This is a genomic window from Mycobacterium sp. 1245852.3 (assembly GCF_001669335.1).
Taxonomy (GTDB): domain Bacteria; phylum Actinomycetota; class Actinomycetes; order Mycobacteriales; family Mycobacteriaceae; genus Mycobacterium; species Mycobacterium europaeum_A.
Map to the genome: position 1 here is coordinate 1 of NZ_LZLL01000594.1, position 5,522 is coordinate 5,522.

Here is a 5,522-nt window from a genome sequence, read left to right on the forward strand (position 1 = left end):
GTGTTCGGCAGTTCACCGATCGACGTGCTGGCCCTCGGCCCCTACCTGGTCAGGCGGTACCTGTGATGCCCGAGTACACGCTCGTGATCCCCACCATCGGTCGGGATTCGCTGCGGCGCTTGCTGACTGCGCTGAAGCGCGGTGCGGGGCCGGTGCCGCCGAAGGTCGTGGTGGTCGACGACCGGCCGGGACCGCCCCGCGATTTGGCGTTGGGAGACGACTTGGGAGTGCGGGTGCTGCGCAGCGGCGGACGCGGGCCGGCGGCCGCCCGCAACGTGGGATGGCGTGCGGCCACCACCCGCTGGGTGTGTTTCCTGGACGATGACGTGGTGCCGGATCCGGATTGGGAGTCGGCGTTGTGCATCGACCTGAAGGCCGCGGACGCCGCCGGTGCGGTCGGGTCGCAGGCGGTGCTCGAGGTCCCGACGCACCGCCGCCCCACCGACGACGAGCGCCGGACCGCGCGGTTGTCGACGGCGCGATGGATCACCGCCGACATGGCGTATCGCCGCGACGCGCTGGTGGCGGTCGGCGGATTCGACGAGCGGTTTCCGCGCGCCTACCGCGAGGATTCCGACCTGGCGCTGCGGATTGTGCTGGCGGGCGGGACGATTCTACGCGGCGAACGTCGCTCGACTCACCCCGTCGCGCCGGCGACCTGGCGCTCGAGCGTGCGGGCGCAGATCGGTAACCGAGACAACGCCTTGCTGCGCCGCAAGTACGGACGGTCCTGGCGCGACCAGATCGGCGAAGGGCCGGGCCGGCTGCCGGCGCACTCGGCCACCACCCTGACCGGCGCGCTGGCCCTGGGCGCCGCGCTGGTGCGCCGCCGCCGCGCGGCCCGCCGCGCCGCCACCCTGTGGCTGCTGTTGACGGTGGAGTTCACCGCCCGGCGCTGGCTGAGCGGACCACGCAGTGGTGTTGAGGCGCTGCGGCTTTCGCTGAGCAGCGCGATCATCCCCCCGGTCGCGGTGGCCCACCGGTTGGCCGGGGAATGGACGTTTCGCCGGGCGCGGCGCGATCCGCCGCTCGCGGTGCTCCTCGACCGCGACGACACCCTGATCGTCGACAAGCCCTACCTCAACGATCCGGCGGGGGTGCGCCCCACCCGCGACGCCGCCCGGGCGCTGGCTCGGCTGCGCCGGCGCGGCCTGCTGCTGGCCGTGGTGACCAATCAGTCCGGGGTGGCGCGCGGACTGATCAGCGCCGAACAGCTCAGCAGCGTCAACGACCGGGTGGACGACGTGCTCGGCCCGTTCGACTCCTGGCAGGTGTGCGTCCACGACGCAACCGACGGCTGCGGATGCCGCAAGCCGCGGCCGGGCATGGTGTTGGCGGCGGCCGAGGCCCTGGCCGTGCCGCCCCAGCGCTGCGTGATGATCGGCGACACCGGCGGCGACGTCCGGGCCGCCCTGGCCGCCGGCGCCCGGGCGGTGCTGGTTCCCACCGACCGCACCCTGCCCGGCGAGGTCGAGCACGCGCGCCAGCACGCGCGCGTGGCCGCGACGCTGAATGACGCAGTGTCCCTGGTGCTTTCGGAGTGCCAATGAGCACCGCCGTGGTGGCCCGCCTGGACAGCGCCGGTGACGTGCTGATCACCGGTCCCGCAGTGCGCGCGGTGGCCGCACACCACGACCGGCTGACGATGCTGGTCGGGCCGCGCGGCCGGGACGCGGCCGAGCTGCTGCTCGGTGTCGACGAGATCGTCGAATGGCAGGCGCCCTGGGTCGATTTCGAGGCGCCCGAGTTGACCGCCGCGCATGCCGAGGCGCTGATCAAGCAGCTGCGCGATCTGGCCCCCGACCGGGTGTACATCTTCACGTCGTTTCATCAGTCGCCGCTGCCGCTGGCCCTGTTGTGCCGCATGGCGGCGGTGCCCTGGGTGGGCGCCATCTGCGTGGACTACCCCGGCGCGCTGTTGAACCTGCGGCATCAGGTGCCCGACGGAATCCCCGAGCCGGAGCGGGCGCTGTCGCTGGTGCGGGCGGCCGGTTGCGCCCTGCCCGCGGGCGACGACGGCGGGCTGCGCGTGCGGGCGGCGGACCCGGTGCCGCCGCGGCTGGCGACCGAGATCGGGACCGGGCCGTTCGTGGTGTTTCACCCCGGCGCGGCCGTGCCGGCCCGGCGGCCCAGTGCGGGGCGCAGCGCGGCCATGGTGGCCGCGCTCGTCGACGCCGGCCACCGCGTCGTCGTCACGGGCGGCCCCGACGAGGCCGCGCTGACCGCATCGGTAGCGCGGGATGTGGCCGCCGATCTCGGCGGTCGTACCAGCCTCGCGGAACTCGCCGCGGTGTTCGCGGCGGCGCAGGTGGTCGTCGCCCCCAACACCGGCCCGGCCCACCTGGCCGCCGCGGTGAACACCCCGGTGGTGTCGCTGTTCGCCCCCGTGGTGCCGGCCGCGCAATGGCGGCCCTACGGGCCGCACGTCAGCGTCCTCGGCGATCAGTCCGCGCCGTGCCGGGCCAGCCGTGCGCGGGTCTGCCCGGTACCCGGGCACCCCTGCCTGGACCACATCACCGATGCGGAATTGATCGCCGCGGTAAAAGGAGGACAGCCATGATCGAGGTGCACTTCGATGCGCTGCAAGACGCGGTGCGGCGGACCAGCGCCGAGGCGGCCCGGCTGCGCGGCTGGGGCCGTCAGCTGGCGATGGTGCTGCCCGGCGGGGGCCGCCTGCTGGCGTGCGGGAACGGCGGCAGCGCCGCCGAGGCCCAGCACCTCACCGCGGAACTGGTCGGGCGTTTTCACGAGGAGCGGATCCCGATGTCCGCCATCGCTTTACACGCGGACACCTCCGCGTTGACCGCGATCGCCAACGACTACGGCGACGAGGAGATGTTCGCGCGCGGGGTGCGCGCACACGGCCGGGCGGGCGACGTGCTGGTCGCGTTGTCGACCAGCGGCGCCAGCCGCAACGTGATAACGGCGGCCAAAGCCGCGCAGGACGTAGGCATGGTGACCTGGGCGTTGACCGGCCGGGGACCCAACGAGCTGGCCGGCATATGCGACGAGGCGATCTGCGTGGACGCCGGCAGCACGGCGACCGTGCAGGAGGTCCACCTGATGCTGATTCACGGGTTATGCATGGCCCTCGACGATGTCCTATTGCGGCGGGAAGCATCGTGAGCACCAAACCGCTTGTCATCGTCGGTGATTCGATCCTGGACATCGATATCTTGGGCTCGGCGAGCAGGCTCAGCCCCGAGGCCCCGGTGCCGGTGGTCGATGCCGAACGGCTCGTACAGCGGCCGGGTGGGGCCGGGCTGGCGGCCCTGCTCGCGGCCCGCACCGAGACCGCCGTGGTGTTGATCACCGGCATCGCCGACGACGACGCGGGACGAAGGCTGCACGACCTGCTGGCCGCCTCGGGGGTGCGGGTGCTGGCACTGCCGATGAGCGGGACGACGGTGAGCAAGATCAGGATCCGGGCCCGCGGTCAGTCGATGCTTCGGGTCGATCGCGGTGACGGCGCCCCGATCGACCGGCCGGTGGCCGCCGAGGTCGCCGACGCCCTGGCCGGCGCCCGGGCGATCTGCGTCGCCGACTACGGCGCGGGCGTGACCGCGCTGCCGGCAATCCGGACGGCGTTGACCGAAGCGGCGCGCCGAATACCCACCGTCTGGGATCCGCACCCGCGCGGCGCGCCGCCGATACCCGGATGCGCGCTGGTGACGCCGAATCATGAAGAGGCGCAAGCGTTCTGTGGGGAATCGCCGGGTGACGGCCCAGAACTGTTGCTGCAGAGGTGGGGTGCGGCCGCGGTGTGCATCACTCGCGGAGCCCAGGGCGCTCGGGTCTACCTGCCACAGGCGGGCGTCCATCACATCGGAGTCCCGCAGGGCGCCGCGGCGGGTGCGGCCGACGTCTGCGGGGCCGGCGACCGGTTCGCGGTCGCCGCGGCGGTGGCGCTCGGTGACGGTGCCGACGCGGTCACCGCAGTGCGAGCCGCGGTCGGCGACGCGGCACGGTTCGTCAGCGCCGGTGGCGCTGCGTCGGTGTCGACACCGGTGTCCAGCAAGGGATCTGACGTGCTGGCCGGCGCCGCGGGCCTCGAGGACGCCAGCACGGTCGACCCGGTTGCGCTGGCGGCGCGGCTGCGCCGTCGCGGGGGCACGCTGGTGGCCACCGGCGGCTGTTTCGACTTGTTGCACACCGGGCACATCCGACTGCTTCGGCAGGCCCGCGAACTCGGCGACGCGCTGATCGTGTTGGTGAATTCGGACGCGTCGGTCCGGGCGCTGAAAGGCAGTGGGCGGCCGGTGATGCGTGACGCGGATCGGGCCCGCGTCCTGGCCGCGCTGGCCTGTGTCGACGCGGTGGCCATCTTCGACGGCCCCACCCCGGAGCGCATGCTGGAAGATCTGCGACCCGACATCTGGGTCAAGGGCGGCGACTATGTGGCCGCCGACCTGCCCGAAGCCGATGTGATGTACCGCCACGGCGGCGAGGTGATGATCCTGCCCACGGTGGCGGGCTATTCGTCTTCCCGATTGATCGCCGCGGCAACGTCGCGCCGCGAACATAGCTGAAAGGTGTTGATATGAACCAACAATCGCTGCAAGGTGTGCTGATCTCCGGCGGCTCCTCCGGATTGGGTGCGGCCACCGTGGCCGCGGTATCCGCCCGCGGTGGCCTGCCGCTGGTGATCGACAAGAAACCACCGGCGGCCGACGTCCCCTATGTCGCTTGCGATTTGGCCGACACCGGTGCGGTCGCGACCGCCGTCGAGTCCCTGGCCGACAAGGTGAACGGCCGCATCACCGGTGTATTCACCCCGGCCGGCATCGACTCCTGCGGCACGCTCGAGCAGGTCCCCGCCAAGGAATGGGAGCAGGTCATCGCCGTCAACCTGGTCGGCACGGCCGCGGTCATCCGCGCCGCGCTGCCGTACCTGAAGGCCACCCGGGGGCGCATCGTCACCTGCGCCTCCACGCTGGGCATCAAGGCGGTCAGCGACGCCACCGCCTACTGCGCGTCGAAGTTCGGGGTCGTCGGTTTCACTCGCGCGCTGGCGGCCGAGCTGGCCGGACAGGTCGGCGTGACGTTACTGATCCCCGGCGGCATGCACACCCCGTTCTTCGACGGGCGCCCCGAGCAGTACAAGCCGCCGGCGGACGCCAAGCTCAATCAGCCCGAAGACGTCGCCCAGACCGTGCTCTTCGCGCTTTCCCAACCGGCCGGCTGTGAGGTGCGTGAGATGGTGGTCTGCGCCTCGACGGAGTCGTCGTGGCCCTAAGGGGCGCAGCGACTCTCGACGCCGGTGCGCCGGGCAGGATCGTGGTGCTGCGCGCCCTGGGGCTCGGCGACCTGCTCACGGCGGTGCCGGCGCTGCGTGGGTTGCGGCGACACTATCCGGGGGCGCGGGTGATGCTCGCCGCCCCCGACCGCTACCGCGACCTGGCCATGCTCACCGGCGCGATCGACGAGTTGTTGCCCACCAACGAGCTGGGCGACGTCCAGCCGCTGGGCGGCCCGCCGGAGCTGGCGATCAACCTGCATGGCTGCGGACCGCAGAGCATCGA

Annotated in this window: 6 protein-coding genes; all 6 read left to right on the forward strand. The window is 72.5% G+C overall.

The window, feature by feature from the left end; genetic code table 11:
- Nucleotides 1-65: 65 nt before the first annotated feature.
- On the forward strand, nt 66-1,550 hold the full coding sequence (locus tag A9W96_RS27840) for an HAD-IIIA family hydrolase (protein ID WP_067144475.1): 1,485 nt from the start codon (nt 66-68) through the stop codon (nt 1,548-1,550).
- A complete protein-coding gene (locus tag A9W96_RS32395) occupies nt 1,547-2,560 on the forward strand; it encodes a glycosyltransferase family 9 protein (protein ID WP_197499685.1) in 1,014 nt (337 codons plus the stop codon). The genes A9W96_RS27840 and A9W96_RS32395 overlap by 4 nt, the downstream gene beginning before the upstream one ends.
- A complete protein-coding gene (locus A9W96_RS32400) occupies nt 2,557-3,126 on the forward strand; it encodes an SIS domain-containing protein (protein ID WP_067144476.1) in 570 nt (189 codons plus the stop codon). Before A9W96_RS32395 ends, A9W96_RS32400 begins: the two co-directional genes overlap by 4 nt.
- Nucleotides 3,123-4,529, forward strand: a complete 1,407-nt coding sequence (locus tag A9W96_RS32405) for a PfkB family carbohydrate kinase (RefSeq protein WP_231999940.1) — start codon at nt 3,123-3,125, stop codon at nt 4,527-4,529. Before A9W96_RS32400 ends, A9W96_RS32405 begins: the two co-directional genes overlap by 4 nt.
- 11 nt (nt 4,530-4,540) lie before the next feature.
- A complete protein-coding gene (locus A9W96_RS27860; RefSeq protein WP_066881964.1) occupies nt 4,541-5,236 on the forward strand; it encodes an SDR family oxidoreductase in 696 nt (231 codons plus the stop codon).
- Nucleotides 5,227-5,522 (forward strand): glycosyltransferase family 9 protein (locus A9W96_RS27865; protein WP_369830881.1); only part of this gene is annotated, 296 nt, incomplete at its 3' end. The genes A9W96_RS27860 and A9W96_RS27865, both read left to right, overlap by 10 nt.